We start from the raw sequence: 16,122 nt of genomic DNA on the forward strand, positions 1-16,122 counted from the left end.
AGTCGGGAGCTATCTGCGCGATGGGGGGCGGTCGGAGCCGCTACCCTCCCCCGAAAGGCGTAAGGGAGACATCCCCCTTTCGGATCAGGCGAGCGCCTGCCGGATCGCCGCCCGGACCCGCTCCGGGGCCTCGAAGGGGAGGAAGTGAGTGGTGCCCGGCACCGTCTCGATCTCCACCGATCCGCGGCTCTCGGCGAGCGCGCAGGTGCTGCCGGTCTCGGCCCGCAGGATGGCGGCCGGGCAGGACAGGCGGGCCAGCGCCCCCCAGGAATCGTGCCCTTGCGCCATGTAGCTCGACGCTTCCCAGGCCCCGGTGCAGGCGAGGGTGACGCCGTCCGGACCGTCCCGAAAACCGTCCGCGACGTAGTCGGCGAGCGGCGCCTCCGGCCAGGTGCGGAACGCACCGCGCCCGCGATAGGCGGCGAGCGCCGCATCCCGGGACGGGAAGGTGCTGCGCCGCTTCCGAGCGCCGTCCGCGAGGCCGGGATGGCCCTCGCCGCGGCGCTCCGGGGGCTGGATCACCGGATCGAGCAGCACGAGGCGGCGCACCCGCTCCGGCCGCGCGGCGGCGGCGAGCAGCGAGGCGGTGCCGCCCATCGAGTGGCCGATCAGCACCAGGGGCGGTGCGTCGAGCCGGTTCATGAGGGCGATCAGGTCGTCGGTGACGTCCTGCCAGTCGCTCCGTCCGGCGGGCTCCGCCGGCAGCGTCGTGCGGCCGTGGCCGCGATGGTCGTAGGCGAGGATCCGCCGGTCGGCGAGCGGCGCCAGCAGGCTGCGATAGGTGCGGGCGTTGAAGCCGTTGGCGTGCAGGAGGAGCGCGTCGAGGGGCCGGTCGGCCGGCCCGAATTCGAGCGCGGCGAGGTGCCCGCCGGACGGGTCGCCGATGTCGATCGTCCGCCGGACGAAGTCCGTGTCGCTCACGCCCGTATCCCCTTCGGTCGCGCCAGGGCGGTGCCGGCGGCGCCCAGCGCCATCAGCACCGCCGTGCCGAGGAAGACCGCCCGCATGCCGACATGTCCCCCGATGAAGCCGCCGAGCAGCGGCCCCACCACCTGCCCGACATATTGCGACGAGGTGGAATAGCCCAGCATCGTCCCGGCCACCCGGTCGGGCACCGAGTGGCGGATCACGCTGGCGATGCAGGGCAGGAGGCCGCCAAGCGCCAGCCCCATGAGGAAGCGCAGGGCCACGAGCTGCCACTCGCTCGTCACCAGGGCCTGGGGCACGAGGAGCACCGCCGAGGCGGTCAGGCTCGCGGTGATGACGGTCCAGGGGCCGATCCGGTCGGCGAGGCGCCCGAGCCGCGGCGCCGACAGGATGCTCCCTAGGGCGGTCGCCGACATCGCGAGCCCCGCGACCAGGGTGACCCGGGCGGGATCGGGGGTGAGCTCCGCGACGTAGACGGTGATGATCGGCTCGACCGACATCACGGCCAGCATCAGCAGCATGCCGGTCGCCAGCATGGCGAGCGCCGGGCCCTTGTCCGGGATGCTGGAAAAGCCGCCGCCGCCCCGGGCGGATTTCGGCGGGCGCGGTTCCTCGCGGATCAGGAACAAAGTCGCCAGGAAGGCGAGGAAGATCACCCCGCCGGCAGCGAAGAAGGTGGCGCGGATGCCGATGACCGGCGGCAGCACCCCGCCGATCAGCGGCCCGACGAGGTTGCCCGCCATGATGCCCGAGGCCAGCGTGCCGAGCGCCCAGGCGGAGCGGTCCTTCGGCGTCTGCGTCGCGATCAGCACCGTCGAGCCCGAGGCGTAGCCGCCGAGCAAACCCGCGAGCAGCCGCAGGCCCACGAGCTGCCAGACGTTGCCGGCGAGCCCGATCAGCGACATCGCCACCGCCATGCCGAGGCTCGCCCGGATCAGCATCAGCTTGCGGCCGTAGAGGTCGGCGAGGCGGCCCCAGAGCGGCGCCACCAGGGCGGCGCTGAAGAAGGTCGCCCCGAAGGCGACGCCGGACCATTGCACGATCGCCGCCTGGTCCTTGACGCCCAGCTCCTCGACGTAGAGCGGCAGGAACGGCAGCAGCAGCGTCATCGCCACGATGGTGGTGAAGGAGCCGAACACGCAGACCGCGAGGTTGCGCCGCCAATAGGCCTCCGCCGGCACCTCGGCCGGAGCCGTGAGGCTGCTGTCGCGGGTCATCGTCGCGGTCCTCCCCTTCGCACGGTGGAAGGATCGAGCGCGGGTCTCCCCTCTCCAGGCGATGCCGGGCTTGCCCGGTATCGCTGCAAGGTGTGGGAGAGGGGATCCCGCGCTCGATCTTCGGCTGGAAGAGGGACCGTAGACGGCTCGGTCCACGGCGCGAAGCCGTGCCGGACGCTCATCCTCATGCCCCCATGTCATGCCATCCGCGCCAATCCGGCCAGGCTACGACGCCGTGCACCAGGCGCCGGTCCCGCGCCACCTCGCCGAACGGCGCCAGGACCCATTCCCATTCGCGCGGCGCCGGCCCCGGATCGACGCCGTAGAGGAGGTCGATCCGCTCCAGGATCCGCCCGGCCCGGTCCTCCTCGGTCTCGTCGCGGTCGGTGACGAGGCAGATCCGGGCCGGGAGCCCCGCCAGGGCGTCGAGATGGGCCGCCACGATGCGGCGCCCGAAGGCCTCCGGGTCGGTCCAGGGCCCGAGCCGGCCGGCCGCCTCGAGCCGCGCCACCGGCAGGATCGGCAGCTGCGACAGGAGGTTGGCCGAGACCACGAGGTCGGCCTCGCGGCAGACCGGCGGCAGAACCGGCCCGAACCCCTCCCCGCGGCCGAGCAGCAGGTCCCGCGTGCCGCTCAGGTCGTGGACGAGGCGCGCGACGTTGCGGTGGCCCCGCGCCCGGAGCCGCCCCCGCCAGGGATGCACCGCATCGACCAGCACCACCCGCCGGAACGCGCCGGCGAGGTCGTCGATCGGTACGTCGTCGAGGAGGCCGGAGCCCAGCACCACGGCGGTGTCGCGCCGGGGCAGGTCGTCCATCGCCGCCCGCACCGCGTCCTTCGCCGCCGCCAGGTGCGGTGCCCAGGCGGCGCGGCAGCGTTGCGACCGCGCGGCGAGCCGCACGCTGTCGCCGGCATAGCCGAGGCGCCGCGCCGCCGGCGAGGCCGGCTGGACGAGCCAGTGCAGCAGGTCGAGGAGCACTAAAGCCCGCCGGCCTCCACCACGAACCGCGCCACCGCCTCGACGCCGTCGCCGTGGCGCAAGGAGGCGAACACGTAGGGGCGCGTGCCGCGCATGCGCTTCGTGTCCTCCTCCATCACCCCGAGATCGGCGCCGACGAGGGGCGCGAGGTCGGTCTTGTTGATGACGAGCAGGTCCGAGCGGGTGATGCCGGGCCCGCCCTTCCGCGGGATCTTTTCTCCACCGGCGACGTCGATGACGTAGATCGTCAGGTCGGCGAGTTCCGGCGAGAAGGTGGCGGCGAGGTTGTCGCCGCCGGATTCGAGCAGCACCAGGTCGAGGGCGGGGAAGCGCCGCCGCATCTCGGCCACCGCCGCGAGGTTGATCGAGGCGTCCTCGCGGATCGCCGTATGCGGGCAGCCGCCGGTCTCGACGCCCATGATGCGCTCCTCGGGCAAGGCGCCGGCCACGGTCAGGAGGCGCGCATCCTCCTTGGTGTAGATGTCGTTGGTGATGGCACAGAGGTCGTAGCGCTCGCGCAGGGCCTTGCACAGGCCCTCCATCAGGGCGGTCTTGCCCGACCCGACCGGGCCGCCGATGCCGACCCGTAGGGGACCATGGGTGGAGCTGGGACCGTGAGTGGAAGTCATGGTGTGTTCGATCCCCTCAAAGGTCGTCTGGCGCGGCGGGAGCCGGCCCGCGACCGAATCTCGTTGGTAAAGTGCTCGGGCAGGATGCCCACCCCGATCAAGCCGTCGTCACAGGATCGCGTCGATCCCCTTCCGCGCGGCAAGCGACAGCAGCTTGAGCGAGGCGCCCCCTGGCTTCGAGTCGCCCCGCTCCCACTTGCTCACCAGGGACGTCGTGACGTTGAGCGCACGGGCGAAGATCGACTGGCTCATCTGCGCCCGCTCGCGGATCGCCCGGATCGCCTCGGGGGCCAGCGGCTCGACCGGCGTGAGGCAGGTCAGGTCGAACCGGCGAAGGGTCGCCTCGTCGATGGCGCCGACTGCATGGAGATCTTCGGCCCCCTGGTGAAGGGCGCCGAGAAGATCACTGCGATACGTCGTCTTCTGGGTGCTCATCCGGGATCACCTTCCATCCCTTTTCCCGCGTGAGGCGGTCGAACGCCTCATCCGTGAGGCCGGCCAGGATCGTCGCGAAGTCGCGCAACGCATCAAGCTCGCCCGGCGTGACGTTCGCGCGTACGTTCTTGGGAAACACGTACAGGAACACGGCCCGTTCCCGCCTCTTGTGGAAGAGGATGGTTCTGAAGCCGCCCGAACGCCCCTGACCGGGGCGTGCGACCCGCTGCTTGATCAGGCACAAGCCGAGGCCAGCATCGATCAGCCCGCTTTCTGCCCGCGCGACTGCACCCAACAGATCCGCGTCGCGGATCCCCGACTTGGCCGCGTCCTTCGAGAACTTCGGCAAGGCGAATATCCGCACCCGACCCTCATACCCGAACGCCCCTGCCGATTCGCGATGGGCCCGAAGCCGCAGCCGAAAGTTTAGCAGCGGTTACCATATTTCGGCAGCCCACGTTCGAGACCGCCGTCAATACAGCCGCCCGCCATTCGGCACCGGCCGCTCGGGCGCGATCAGCACCACGGCGCCGTCCCCGTCCGGCACCCCGAGGGTCAGAACCTCGGAGCGCACCGGGCCGACCTGGCGCGGCGGCAGGTTGACGACGCAGAGCACCTGCCGGCCGATCAGGGCCTCGGGCGCGTAGTGCACCGTCACCTGGGCGGAGGACTTTTTCAGGCCGATCGCCTCGCCGAGATCGATGACGAAGCGGTAGGCCGGCCGGCGCGCCTGCGGGATCGGCGCCGCCTCGACGATGGTGCCGACCCGCACGTCGAGCTTCAGGAAGTCGTCGATGGCGATCGGGGCCGGCGGCTGGGTCTCGTCCATGGGGTGTCCGGGCTGGAGAACGGGAATGACACTCGGTCCTTCGTCGATGCGACGGGATGGCCGAGCGAAGGTTTGAAGGTCGGGCCGTCAGGCCGCCTCGCTCACGGTCCGGCCGCCGTCAGGTCCTCTGTCGATCTGCCCGTCGAGGTAACGGCAGGCCAGGGCGATGTAGCGGGGGATCTCCCGCTCCTTGGCGTAGTAGGCGACGAGACGCCGCGCGATGCCCAGATGGGCTGCGGCGGCATCGAGGGTCAGCCGGTTGCGCTTCAGGAAGGCGGCGAAATCGTGGTTCGTCATGGTCTCGGCCGCCAGGTCCTCGATGGACTCGGCCCCGATCTCGAGGTCGGGACACCCCGCCCAGGCGAGCGTCGCCCCCCATTCGCCTAACTCCACATCCTCGAAAGGCACCGTACCGTCGCGCAGCGGCCGGAAAACCTTGAAGGTGAAGATCACCGGGGCGAGGTCCACGCTGTCGGTCCGGCCGACGCGCTCGCCCTCGGCCCAGGTGACGCTCACGGTGAACGGTTTTCGCGTGGATGCGACGGTGGCCAGTTTCGGCAGGCGCCGCCCGACCGTGACGATCTCAGTCTCGCTCATTGGGACGGCTCCATTCGGCGAGCAAGGCCTCGGTCCGTCCGGCCGCCCACGCCAAAGCCTCCGCGAGTGCCGAACGGGTATAGGTCCCTTCGATCACCGGGAGGGTCCGGATGTCGACGAGAGCGTGAAAATCCGGACCAATGATGTGAAAGTGCGGTGGATTGTGATCCCGGGATCGGACGTCGATCCGAAAGCTGGCGAAGCGGTGGAAGGTGGGCACAGGTCATCGTCCCGGCACTGTTCCTAAATAGTGCATAGGATGCACTCGTGCAAGGAATGATCGGTGTCCCGATCCCACCGCTCCGGCCGCAAGCCGTCCTCGTAGGCCAGCCTCCCCTCTCACCCCACCGACATCGTCAGCGGCGGCTGCACCTCCGCCGGCAGCGGCGAGACGTAGCCCTCGGGACCCGTGCGGGCCTTCAGGTCCGCCTTGGCGGCCTCGCGCAAGCCTTCATCGGTCGCGAGCCGGGCGCCGAGCGCCGCCATGGCTTTGGCCACCTGCACCATCGCCTTGTGGGCCGCCGGGGTCTTCCCCTGCGCCACCACCTGCCAGGTGTGGAACGGCGTACCGATCGCCACCGTCGGGGCGTGGGCCTGGACCGTCGGCACCACCCAGCTCACGTCGCCGACATCGGTCGAGCCGATCGCCGGGTTCCGGCGGGCGTCGAGCGGCACCAGGAAGTCGGCGAGCGGCGCATCGGTCACCGGCAGCCCGATCGTATGGTAGATCGCCGCGATGTCCTGCGGCGTCAGCGTGCCCTGGATCTCCTTCGCGAAGGCGCGGTCGGCCTCGTCGAAATGGGGCGTGCCGAGATCCTCCATCACCCCGTGCAGGGCCTCCTCCAGGGCCGTGTTGCCGACGAGGTTCGAGACCGCGCTGACGATGCGCATCTCCATGGTGGTCTCGGTCATCAGCGCCGCGCCCTCGGCGATCTTGCGCACGCGGGCGACGAGGTCGCGCATGCCCGGCAGGTCGCGGGCGCGGATCGAGTAGCGCACCCGGGCATGGGCCTGGACGACGTTGGGGGCGATGCCGCCGGTATCGAGGAGCGCGTAATGCACCCGCGCGTCGCTCGGCATGTGCTCGCGCATGTAGTTGACGCCGACATTCATCAGCTCGACCGCGTCGAGTGCCGAGCGCCCGAGATGCGGGGCGGCCGCCGCGTGCGAGGCGCGGCCGGTGAACACGAAGTCGGCCCGGGTGTTGGCGAGCGAGAGCGGCGGCGAGACCTCCCAGAAGCTCGACGGGTGCCAGGTCACCGCGGCGTCGGCATCTGAAAACAGGCCCTCGCGCACCATGAACGCCTTGGCGGCGCCGCCCTCCTCCGCCGGGCAGCCGTAGTAGCGCACGCGGCCGGGCAATCCGGATTCCGCGAGCCAGTCCTTCATCGCGGTCGCGGCGAGCAGTGCCGCCGAGCCGAGCAGGTTGTGCCCGCAGCCGTGGCCGTGGCCGCCTTGCTCGATGGGGGTATGCCTGGCGACGCCCGCCTCCTGGCTCAGGCCCGGCAGCGCGTCGTACTCGCCGAGGAAGGCGATGACCGGGCCGCCCTCCCCGGCCTCGCCGATCACCGCGGTCGGGATGCCGGCCGCGCCCTCCGTGACGCGAAAGCCCTGGTGGCGCAGCTCGGCGGCATGGGCCGCGGCCGAGCGCGCTTCGGTGTAGCAGACCTCCGGCGTGCCCCAGACCTCGTCGGAGAGGGCGATCAGCCGGTCCTTGTGGGCGTCGACCTGGCGCCAGACGGCGTTGCGGTTGTCCATGGGGTCCTCCCGGAATTCCTTGCCGCGCGAACCCTCGGCGGGCCGCCTCGTACCCTGAGCCTATGCAGGCGGCGGGCCGGCTCAAGCGCGGCGGGAGCGGACGTGGCGCGCGAATTGCGAATGGCTGGGAGAGTATGCCACGGCGGCTTGCGGTCCGGGACCGCGGGCGCGATGCTGCCGGCCGTCTCAAGGCCAGCCAGAAGGGTGTTTGTCGAATGACCGAGCGTGGCGTTACCGAGCATGACCTGCGCACCCTGATCGGCGAGGTGAAGGACGGCAGCCTGTCGCGGCGCAGCTTCGTGCGCCGGATGCTGGCGCTCGGCCTCACCGCCCCGATGGCCGGGATGATGCTGGCCCAGAACGGCGTCGCCTTCGCGGCGAACCCCCTGCGCGACGCCTACAAGCCGACGAAGGCCGGCGGCGGCGGGCCGCTGAAGCTCCTGTTCTGGCAGGCCGCGACCCTGATCAACCCACATTTCGCCATCGGCACCAAGGATCAGGAAGGCTCGCGCATCTTCTACGAGCCGCTGGCGGCCTGGGACGCCGACGGTAACCTGTTCCCGATCCTGGCGGCCGAGATCCCCTCGAAGGAGAATGGCGGCGTCGCGGCGGACGGCCGCTCGGTGACCTGGAAGCTCAAGCCGAACGTGAAGTGGCACGACGGCAAGCCCTTCACCGCCGACGACGTGGTGTTCACGGCGGAATACGCCGCCAACCCGGCGACGGCTGCCGTCACCGGCGGCAGCTACGTCAACGTCAAGGTCACGAAGATCGACGACCTGACGGTGAAGCTGACGTTCAAGGAGCCGACGCCGTTCTGGGCTGACGCCTTCGTGTCGAGCGCCGGGATGATCATCCCCAAGCACGTCTTCGCGGATTATAACGGCGACAAGTCCCGCGACGCGCCGGCGAACCTCGCGCCGGTCGGCACCGGCCCCTACAAGTTCAGCGAGTTCCGCCCGGGCGACATCCTGCGCGGCGTGCGCAACCCCGACTACCACCTGCCGAACCGGCCGTTCTTCGACTCGATCGAGATGAAGGGCGGCGGCGACGCGGTCTCAGCCGCCCGCGCCGTGCTCCAGACCGGCGAGTACGACTACGCCTGGAACATGCAGGTCGAGGACGAGATCCTCAAGCGGCTCGAGGCCGAGGGCAAGGGCCGGGTCAAGATGGATTACGGCGGCAACCTCGAATTCCTGCTGCTGAACGCCACCGACCCGAACGTCGAGGTCGACGGCGAGCGCGCCTCGCTCAAGACCAAGCACCCGGCCTTCTCCGATCCGGCGGTGCGCAAGGCGATGAACCTGCTCGTCAACCGGGCGGCGATCCAGCAATACATCTACGGCCGCACCGGCCGGGCCACCGCCAACGTCTTCAACGGCCCGGCGCCCTTCGTCTCGAAAAGCACCTCCTTCGCCTTCGACGCCGACAAGGCGGCGCAAATTCTCGAAGACGCTGGCTGGAAGAAAGGAAGCGACGGCATCCGCGCCAAGGACGGCAAGAAGCTGAGATTCGTCTTCCAGACCTCGATCAACGCGCCGCGCCAGAAGACCCAGGCGATCATCAAGCAGGCCGCCCAGAAGGCCGGCATCGACATGGAGCTGAAATCGGTTCCCGGCTCGGTGTTTTTCTCCTCCGACGTGGCGAACCCGGATACCTATCCGCATTTCTACGCCGACATGGAGATGTATACCTGGAACATGACCCAGGCCGATCCGGCGGTGTTCGCGCTGCAATACGTGTCGTGGGAGGCCGCCACCAAGGCCAACAAGTGGCAGGGCCGCAACATCTGCCGGATGCAGAACCCGGAGGTCGATGCCGCCTACAAGCAGGCGCAGGGCGAGCTCGATCTCGTCAAGCGCGCCGCCCTGTTCGTCAAGATGAACGACCTGGTGGTGGCCGACTACGTCCTGCCGCTGCTCCACCGCGCCCAGGTCTCGGCGATCAACGGCAAGCTCGAGGCGCCCGCGAGCGGCTGGGACAACTCGCTGGCCTTCCTGGCCGAGTGGTACAAGCAGGCGTAACGATCACCCGATGGGAGCCTACCTCCTCCGCCGCCTCCTCATCGCGATCCCGAGCCTGCTCGGGATCAGCCTGATCCTGTTCACCGTGCTGGCGCTGGCGCCGGGCGATCCCTTCGGCGAGCTCGCCACCAACCCCAACGTGCCGCCGGAGGTGCGCGAGGCCCTGCGGCTGAAGTTCGGCCTCGATGACCCGATCCTGGTGCGCTACCTGCACTGGCTGACGGCGATGCTCCAGGGCGATTGGGGCTTCTCCTTCGCCAGCCGCGTCAACGTCGACGAGCTGATCCTGCAGCGCCTGCCGACCACGCTCTTCGTGGTCGGCTCGTCGCAGGTCCTGGCGCTCCTCATCGCCGTGCCGGTCGGCATCCTGGCGGCGATCCGGCCCTACTCGGTCTTCGACCAGGTGGCGAACACGCTGGCCTTCGTCGGCTTCTCGCTGCCGACCTTCTTCACCGGCCTGCTGTTCATCCTGCTGTTCAGCCTCACCCTCGACTGGCTGCCCTTCGTCTACCAGGCCGACATCTCGGCGACGGGCTGGCGCTGGGCCTGGGAGCACGTCCGGCAGGCGATCATGCCGGTCTGCGTGCTCGGCTTCTTCCAGGCCGCGTCCTATACCCGCTACGTCCGCGCCTCGGTGCTCGACGTGGCGCGCCTCGACTACGTCACCACCGCCCGGGCCAAGGGCCTGTCGGACGGCACCGTCACGGTCCGCCACATCGCCCGCAACGCGCTGATCCCGGTCGTGACGCTCGTGGCGCTCCAGATCCCGGCGGTGTTCGGCGGCGCCATCGTCACCGAGCAGATCTTCCGCATCCCCGGGATCGGCTCGCTCCTCATCAACGCGATGCTCGCCAACGACACGCCGGTGGTGATGGCCGTCACCTTCGTGTTCGCCTGCCTCGTCGTCCTGTTCAACCTCGTCGCGGACCTCCTCTATGGCTGGCTCGACCCTCGCATCTCCTACCGCTGAGGCGGGGCCGGCCCCCGCCCCGGCGGCCTCGGGGCGGGACACCTGGCGGCGCTTCCGCCGCCACCGCCTCGCGGTCGTCAGCGTCGGAGTGCTGGGCTTGCTCGTGCTCGCGGTCCTCGTCGGCGGCTGGGTCTGGCCGGTGGCGATCGACGAGATCGACTTCGCGGCGACGCTCCAGGGCCCGTCCTGGGCCCACCCGCTCGGCACCGACGACCTCGGCCAGGACCTGCTCGCCCGGATGATCTACGGCGGGCGGATCTCGCTCGCCGTCGGCTTCGCCGCGATGGTGGTGGCGACCTTCGTCGGCGTGCTGGTCGGCGCGCTCGCCGGCATGTCGCGCCGCTTCCTCGATCCGGTGCTGATGTGGCTGACCGACCTGTTCCTGTCGCTGCCGCAGCTGCCGCTCCTGCTCTTGATCATCTACCTGTTCCGCGACCAGTTGAAGCAGCTCTTCGGGGTCGAGGGCGGCGTGTTCGTGATGATCGTCGCGGTCATCGGGGGCCTGCGCTGGATGCCGGTGGCGCGGCTGGTGCGGGCGCAGTTCCTGAGCTTGCGCGAGAAGGAGTTCGTCGAGGCGGCGCGCTCGCAGGGCGCGACCGCCTGGCACCTCGTCACCCGCCACATCCTGCCGAACGCGCTGGGTCCCGTGATCGTCGCGGCGACGATCGAGGTGTCGTCGGCGATCATCGCCGAATCGACCCTGTCGTTCTTAGGCCTCGGCTTCCCGCCCGACATCCCGACCTGGGGCCGGCTCCTCTACGACGCCAAGGACCACCTCGACGTGGCGCCGCACTGGGCGCTGTTCCCGGGCGCCGCGATTTTTTTGACCGTGCTGTCGATCAACTTCATCGGCGATGGGCTTCGCGATGCCCTCGATCCGCGGCGGGTGCTGTGATGCTCGATCACCGCCACGCGTTCCGGGACCATACAGTTAGGGGAGCGTGTTGGAGGCTGCCTGTCTCTCCCGACAGCCTTGACACCCTCCTCGTCATTCCGGGGCCGCGCAGCGGAGCCCGGAATCCAGACACTCAGGTGATGCAGAGCGAAGCGGGATGCTCCCCACTTCATCCTGAACGCTCCGCGGTTCTGGATTCCGGGCTCCGCTGCGCGGCCCCGGAATGACGAAGTGGGTGTAAAGTCCCTGGGAGCCAATCAAACTGGCTCTCAGGATCGCTGACCTTCTACTTTGATAGAAAATCCCTCGAAGGGGACACCCATGACCACCCCGATCCTCTCGGTCCAGGACCTCACCGTCGCGTTCCGCTCCGAGCAGGCCTGGCGCCCGGTGGTGCACGGCGTCTCGTTCGAGATCGGCCCCAAGGAGACGGTCGCGCTGGTGGGCGAGTCGGGCTCCGGCAAGAGCGTCACCGCGCTCTCGATCATGCGGCTCACGCCCCGCGACGCGACCCGCACCGGCGGCCGGGTGCTGCTGGAGGGCCGCGACCTCCTGCGCCTGCCCGATGCCGAGATGCGCCGGATCCGCGGCGACGACGTCGCGATGATCTTCCAGGAGCCGATGACGAGCCTCAACCCGGTGCTCACCGTCGGCTTCCAGATCGGCGAGGCGCTGCGGCTGCACCGCGGCCTGTCGCGCGCCGAGGCCGAGGCCGAGACGGTGCGGCTGTTCGACAAGGTGCGGATCCCGGCCGCTGCCTCGCGGGTGCACGATTACCCGCACCGCTTCTCCGGCGGCATGCGCCAGCGGGTGATGATCGCGATGGCGCTCGCCTGCCGGCCGAAGCTCCTGATCGCCGACGAGCCGACGACGGCCCTCGACGTCACCATCCAGGCCCAGATCCTCGACCTGATCAAGCTCCTCCAGGAGGAGGAGGGCATGTCGGTCCTGTTCATCACCCACGACATGGGGGTGGTGGCCGAGATCGCCGACCGCACCGTGGTGATGGTCGACGGGCGCGCCGTCGAGACGGGCGCCACCGAGCAGATCTTCCGCCGCCCGGCCCATCCCTACAGCCGCGCGCTGCTCGCCGCCGTGCCGACCCTCGGGGCGATGAAGGGGCAGCCGCACCCGGCCCGCTTCCCGATCGTCGACCGCGCCACAGGCGAGCCCGAAGCCGCCGTGCCGCTGCCCGACACGGTGCGCGAGGGCGCGCGCCCGGTCCTGGAGGTCAAGGGCCTGACCACCCGCTTCGACATCCGCGGCGGCCTGCTCTCGCGGGTGCGCGGCCGGGTCCACGCGGTCGAGAACGTCTCCTTCGCGGTGCGCGAGGGCGAGACCCTGGCCCTCGTCGGCGAATCGGGCTGCGGCAAGTCGACCACCGGCCGCTCGGTGCTGCGGCTGATCGAGCCGGTCGCCGGCTCGGTGCTCCTCGACGGCGAGGATGTGCTCGGCCTCTCGCCCGCCGCGCTCCGCGCCTGCCGCCGGCGGATGCAGATGATCTTCCAGGATCCCTTCGCCAGCCTCGATCCGCGCATGAGCGTCGGCAGCGCCATCGCCGAGCCGCTGCTGATCAACCGCCTATGCTCCCGGGCTCAGGCCCGCGAGCGCGCCGCCGACCTGCTGCGCCGGGTCGGGCTGAAACCCGAGATGGCGAGCCGCTTCCCGCACGAATTCTCCGGCGGCCAGAGGCAGCGCATCTGCATCGCCCGCACGCTCGCGCTGGAGCCGCGGCTGATCGTGGCCGACGAGTCGGTCTCGGCCCTCGACGTCTCGGTGAAGGCGCAGGTGGTGAACCTGATGCTCGACCTGCAGGCCTCGCTCGGCCTCGCCTACCTGTTCATCTCGCACGACATGGCGGTGGTGGAGCGGGTGAGCCACCGGGTCGCCGTGATGTATCTCGGCGAGATCGTCGAGATCGGCCCCCGCGCGGCGATCTTCGGCGCGCCCCAGCACCCCTACACCAAGAAGCTGATCGCCGCCGTGCCGGTGCCCGATCCGGGCCGCCGGCGCCAGCTCCACGCGGTGCGCAGCGACGAGATCAAGAGCCCGATCCGCCCGGTCGACTACGTGCCGCCCGAGCGCCTCTACCGCGAGGTCTCGCCCGGGCACGTGGTGCAGGTCTGGGGACCGGAATGGGAGGCGCCGGCGGGCGGGATGGCGGCGGTGGCGTGAGGGGCTCGCTCCCTCTGCCCTTGTCCCTCCGCCTTGCCCCTCTGCCCTTGCGAGAGCGATCCGGCGCCCCATCTCGTCGGCTCGTGCCGGAGGGAGCCCCGATGTTCGACGCCAAGCGCCTGCTCGACCAGTTCCTCGGCGGCGGGCCGAGAGGGGGATATTCCGGCGGCTATCCCGGCCAGGGCTCCCACGGCCACGCGCCCTCTTCCCTTGAGCAGGTCACCCGTTCGCTGGGCGGCGGTGGCGGCAAGGCGGCGATCCTCGGCGGCCTCGCCTCGCTCGTCCTCGGCGGGCGCCGCGGTCAGGGCGGGTTCAGCTCCGGCTTCGGCGCGCCGGGCATGGGGTCTACCGGCCGGCTCGGCGGCCTCGCGTTGATCGGTACCCTCGCCTATCAGGCCTACCAGAGCTGGCAAGCGAAGCAGGCCCAGCGCGGATCCGCTCCGCCCCGCGCCAGCGGCTTCATCCCCTCCGCCGACGAGGCGGCGCGGATGCTCGGCGGCACGCGCTTCGCGCCGTCCTCCCCGGCCGACGAGCAGGACCGGGCCCGCGCCCTCCTGATCGCGATGATCACCGCCGCCAAGGCCGACGGCCACATCGATCCGGACGAGCAGGGCCGCATCTTCGGCGAGATGGACCGTCACGCCCTGGATGCCGACGACAAGGCCTTCCTGATGGACGCCCTGCGCGCGCCCGTCGACGTCGAGGCGGTGGCGCGCCTCGCCCGGAGCCCCGAGCAGGCGAGCGAGATCTACGCCGCCTCCGTGATGGCGGTCACCGTCGATACGCCGCAGGAACGGGCGTATCTCGATCATCTCGCCCGACGACTCGGGCTCGATCCGGGCTTCGCGCGCCACATCGAAGCCACGCTCACCGCGGCCTCTTCGCAAAGGTGAACACTTCGTTACGGCCGTTAACCATTCGCTAACCATCGGACGTGCCTGATGGGTTGGTAACGAGTCGTAAAGACGTGACCAGCCAGACCCAAACCCGCCCGCCGATCCGCTTCCGTGGCCGCTCGTTCCTGGCGGTCGTGTTAGCCCCAGAGGCGCCGATCGAGGATTGGCTCGCCGACCTCGACGCCCTTGCCAAGCGCTCTCCGGCGTTCTTCGCCGGCCGCGCCGTGATCCTGGACGTGACGGCCCTGGCTCCGAGCCGGGACGCGCTCCACGACCTGGTGGCCGCCCTGAACGAGCGCGAGATCCCCATCATGGGGATCGAGGGCGCCGGGGCCGGCTCGCTCGGTCCCGGGATGCCGCCGCCGCTCAACGGCGGCCGGCCCTCCGGCGAGGTGGCGATGCCCGGCGAGGCTCCGGCCGCCGCCCCGGTCGAGCGGGTGACGGGCGCGAAGTCGCTGATGCTGGAGAGCCCGGTGCGATCCGGCCAGGCGATCCTCTTCCCCGAGGGCGACGTGACCGTGATGGGCTCGGTGGCCTCGGGCGCCGAGATCATCGCCGGCGGCTCGATCCACATCTACGGGGCGCTGCGGGGCCGCGCCATCGCGGGGGCCGCCGGCTCGCCGGGCGCCCGCATCTTCTGCCGCAAGTTCGAGCCCGAGTTGCTCGCGATCGACGGCCTCTACCGCATCGCCGACGACATCGATCCGTCCTTGCGCGGCCGCGCCGTCCAGGTCTGGCTCGACGGCGACGCGATGCGCACCGCCGCCCTCGATTAACCGTCGTCACCGCTCCGGGGGCCCCGCGGCAACGATCCGCGGACGGGGCGAAACTCAAGAAAACACACGCAGCGGCCGCGCCGGCCGCGACTTCGCATCGCAAGGTTAAGGGGGACCAATGGCCAAAGTCATCGTGGTGACATCCGGCAAGGGAGGGGTGGGCAAGACCACCACGACGGCGGCTTTGGGCGCGGCCCTGGCCCGGACCGGACAAAGGGTCTGCGTCGTCGATTTCGACGTGGGCCTGCGCAACCTCGACCTCATCATGGGCGCCGAGCGCCGGGTGGTCTACGACCTCATCAACGTCGTCCAGGGCGACGCCAAGCTGACCCAGGCGCTGATCCGCGACAAGCGCCTCGACACCCTCTCGCTGCTCCCCGCCTCGCAGACCCGCGACAAGGACGCGCTCACCGACGAGGGCGTCGCCCGCGTCATCGGCGAATTGCGCGAGAAGTTCGACTGGGTGATCTGCGACAGCCCGGCCGGCATCGAGCGCGGCGCGACGCTGGCGATGCGCCACGCCGACATCGCGGTCGTCGTCACCAATCCCGAGGTCTCCTCGGTGCGCGATTCGGACCGGATCATCGGCCTTCTCGATTCGAAGACCGAGCGCGCGAAGAACGGCGAGCGGCTGGAGAAGCACCTGATCCTCACCCGCTACGACCCCAGCCGGGCCGAGCGCGGCGAGATGCTGAAGATCGACGACGTGCTGGAGATCCTGTCGATCCCGCTGCTTGCCGTGATCCCGGAGAGCGAGGAGGTTCTCAAGGCCTCGAACCTCGGCAGCCCGGTGACGCTGAACGCACCGCAGAGCGCGCCTGCCCGGGCCTACACGGATGCGGTGCGCCGTCTCAAGGGCGAGACCGTCGAGATGATCGTGCCGTCCGAGAAGCGGTCGATCCTGGGCAAACTCTTCCCCCGGAGGGCGGCATGAACCTGCTGAGCTTCCTGTCGCGGCGCGGCACGGCGCCGGTGGCGCGCGAGCGGCTCCAGATCCTTCTCGCGCACGAGCGCA

The 16,122-nt window shown here is 70.4% G+C and carries 17 protein-coding genes; 7 read left to right on the forward strand and 10 right to left on the reverse strand.

Features of this window, described 5'->3' with window-relative positions; genetic code table 11:
- Positions 1–84: 84 nt before the first annotated feature.
- The 10 genes from BM430_RS24985 to BM430_RS25030 all read right to left on the reverse strand — a co-directional run bounded on the left by BM430_RS24985 (position 85) and on the right by BM430_RS25030 (position 7,371).
- Positions 85–921: an alpha/beta fold hydrolase gene (locus tag BM430_RS24985; protein ID WP_093569948.1), complete on the reverse strand. Its 837-nt coding sequence runs from the start codon at positions 919–921 to the stop codon at positions 85–87.
- Positions 918–2,144: an MFS transporter gene (locus BM430_RS24990; protein ID WP_093569949.1), complete on the reverse strand. Its 1,227-nt coding sequence runs from the start codon at positions 2,142–2,144 to the stop codon at positions 918–920. Before BM430_RS24990 ends, BM430_RS24985 begins: the two co-directional genes overlap by 4 nt.
- 184 nt (positions 2,145–2,328) lie before the next feature.
- Positions 2,329–3,123 (reverse strand): hypothetical protein, encoded by a 795-nt coding sequence (locus BM430_RS24995; RefSeq protein WP_093569950.1) that lies wholly within the window; start codon positions 3,121–3,123, stop codon positions 2,329–2,331.
- Positions 3,123–3,752 (reverse strand): urease accessory protein UreG, encoded by a 630-nt coding sequence (gene ureG / locus BM430_RS25000; protein WP_093569951.1) that lies wholly within the window; start codon positions 3,750–3,752, stop codon positions 3,123–3,125. Before ureG ends, BM430_RS24995 begins: the two co-directional genes overlap by 1 nt.
- A gap of 108 nt (positions 3,753–3,860) precedes the next feature.
- Positions 3,861–4,187 carry a helix-turn-helix domain-containing protein gene (locus BM430_RS25005; protein WP_093569952.1) on the reverse strand — a complete coding sequence of 109 codons (327 nt, stop codon included), beginning with the start codon at positions 4,185–4,187 and terminating at the stop codon, positions 3,861–3,863.
- The gene (locus tag BM430_RS25010) at positions 4,156–4,536 is read right to left on the reverse strand and encodes a type II toxin-antitoxin system RelE/ParE family toxin (RefSeq protein WP_244539654.1); all 381 of its coding nucleotides are present in this window, start codon (positions 4,534–4,536) and stop codon (positions 4,156–4,158) included. The genes BM430_RS25005 and BM430_RS25010 overlap by 32 nt, the downstream gene beginning before the upstream one ends.
- A 123-nt stretch (positions 4,537–4,659) precedes the next feature.
- The gene (locus tag BM430_RS25015) at positions 4,660–5,016 is read right to left on the reverse strand and encodes a tRNA-binding protein (RefSeq protein WP_093569954.1); all 357 of its coding nucleotides are present in this window, start codon (positions 5,014–5,016) and stop codon (positions 4,660–4,662) included.
- Between the two features lie 87 nt (positions 5,017–5,103).
- On the reverse strand, positions 5,104–5,613 hold the full coding sequence (locus BM430_RS25020; protein WP_093569955.1) for a hypothetical protein: 510 nt from the start codon (positions 5,611–5,613) through the stop codon (positions 5,104–5,106).
- Positions 5,600–5,833 carry a DUF4160 domain-containing protein gene (locus BM430_RS25025; protein WP_093569956.1) on the reverse strand — a complete coding sequence of 78 codons (234 nt, stop codon included), beginning with the start codon at positions 5,831–5,833 and terminating at the stop codon, positions 5,600–5,602. The genes BM430_RS25020 and BM430_RS25025 overlap by 14 nt, the downstream gene beginning before the upstream one ends.
- A gap of 119 nt (positions 5,834–5,952) precedes the next feature.
- A complete protein-coding gene (locus BM430_RS25030) occupies positions 5,953–7,371 on the reverse strand; it encodes a M20 family metallopeptidase (protein WP_093569957.1) in 1,419 nt (472 codons plus the stop codon).
- Positions 7,372–7,586: 215 nt separating this feature from the next.
- Between BM430_RS25030 and BM430_RS25035 the strand changes: the two genes are divergently transcribed.
- The 7 genes from BM430_RS25035 to minD all read left to right on the forward strand — a co-directional run bounded on the left by BM430_RS25035 (position 7,587) and on the right by minD (position 16,041).
- Positions 7,587–9,395, forward strand: coding sequence for a peptide ABC transporter substrate-binding protein (locus tag BM430_RS25035; protein ID WP_093569958.1), 1,809 nt, complete (start codon positions 7,587–7,589; stop codon positions 9,393–9,395).
- Between the two features lie 10 nt (positions 9,396–9,405).
- Entirely contained in the window at positions 9,406–10,365 is a 960-nt protein-coding gene (locus tag BM430_RS25040; RefSeq protein ID WP_093569959.1) for an ABC transporter permease, read from the forward strand.
- Positions 10,331–11,260 (forward strand): ABC transporter permease, encoded by a 930-nt coding sequence (locus BM430_RS25045; protein ID WP_093569960.1) that lies wholly within the window; start codon positions 10,331–10,333, stop codon positions 11,258–11,260. The genes BM430_RS25040 and BM430_RS25045 overlap by 35 nt, the downstream gene beginning before the upstream one ends.
- 321 nt (positions 11,261–11,581) lie before the next feature.
- Positions 11,582–13,435, forward strand: a complete 1,854-nt coding sequence (locus BM430_RS25050) for an ABC transporter ATP-binding protein (protein ID WP_093569961.1) — start codon at positions 11,582–11,584, stop codon at positions 13,433–13,435.
- 101 nt (positions 13,436–13,536) lie between these two features.
- Positions 13,537–14,328: a tellurite resistance TerB family protein gene (locus BM430_RS25055; protein WP_093569962.1), complete on the forward strand. Its 792-nt coding sequence runs from the start codon at positions 13,537–13,539 to the stop codon at positions 14,326–14,328.
- 74 nt (positions 14,329–14,402) lie between these two features.
- Positions 14,403–15,107: a septum site-determining protein MinC gene (gene minC / locus BM430_RS25060; RefSeq protein ID WP_093569963.1), complete on the forward strand. Its 705-nt coding sequence runs from the start codon at positions 14,403–14,405 to the stop codon at positions 15,105–15,107.
- A 118-nt stretch (positions 15,108–15,225) separates the two neighbouring features.
- Positions 15,226–16,041, forward strand: a complete 816-nt coding sequence (gene minD / locus BM430_RS25065; protein WP_093569964.1) for a septum site-determining protein MinD — start codon at positions 15,226–15,228, stop codon at positions 16,039–16,041.
- Positions 16,042–16,122 lie beyond the last annotated feature (81 nt).

It is taken from the genome of Methylobacterium sp. 174MFSha1.1 (assembly GCF_900116815.1).
Lineage (GTDB): Bacteria > Pseudomonadota > Alphaproteobacteria > Rhizobiales > Beijerinckiaceae > Methylobacterium.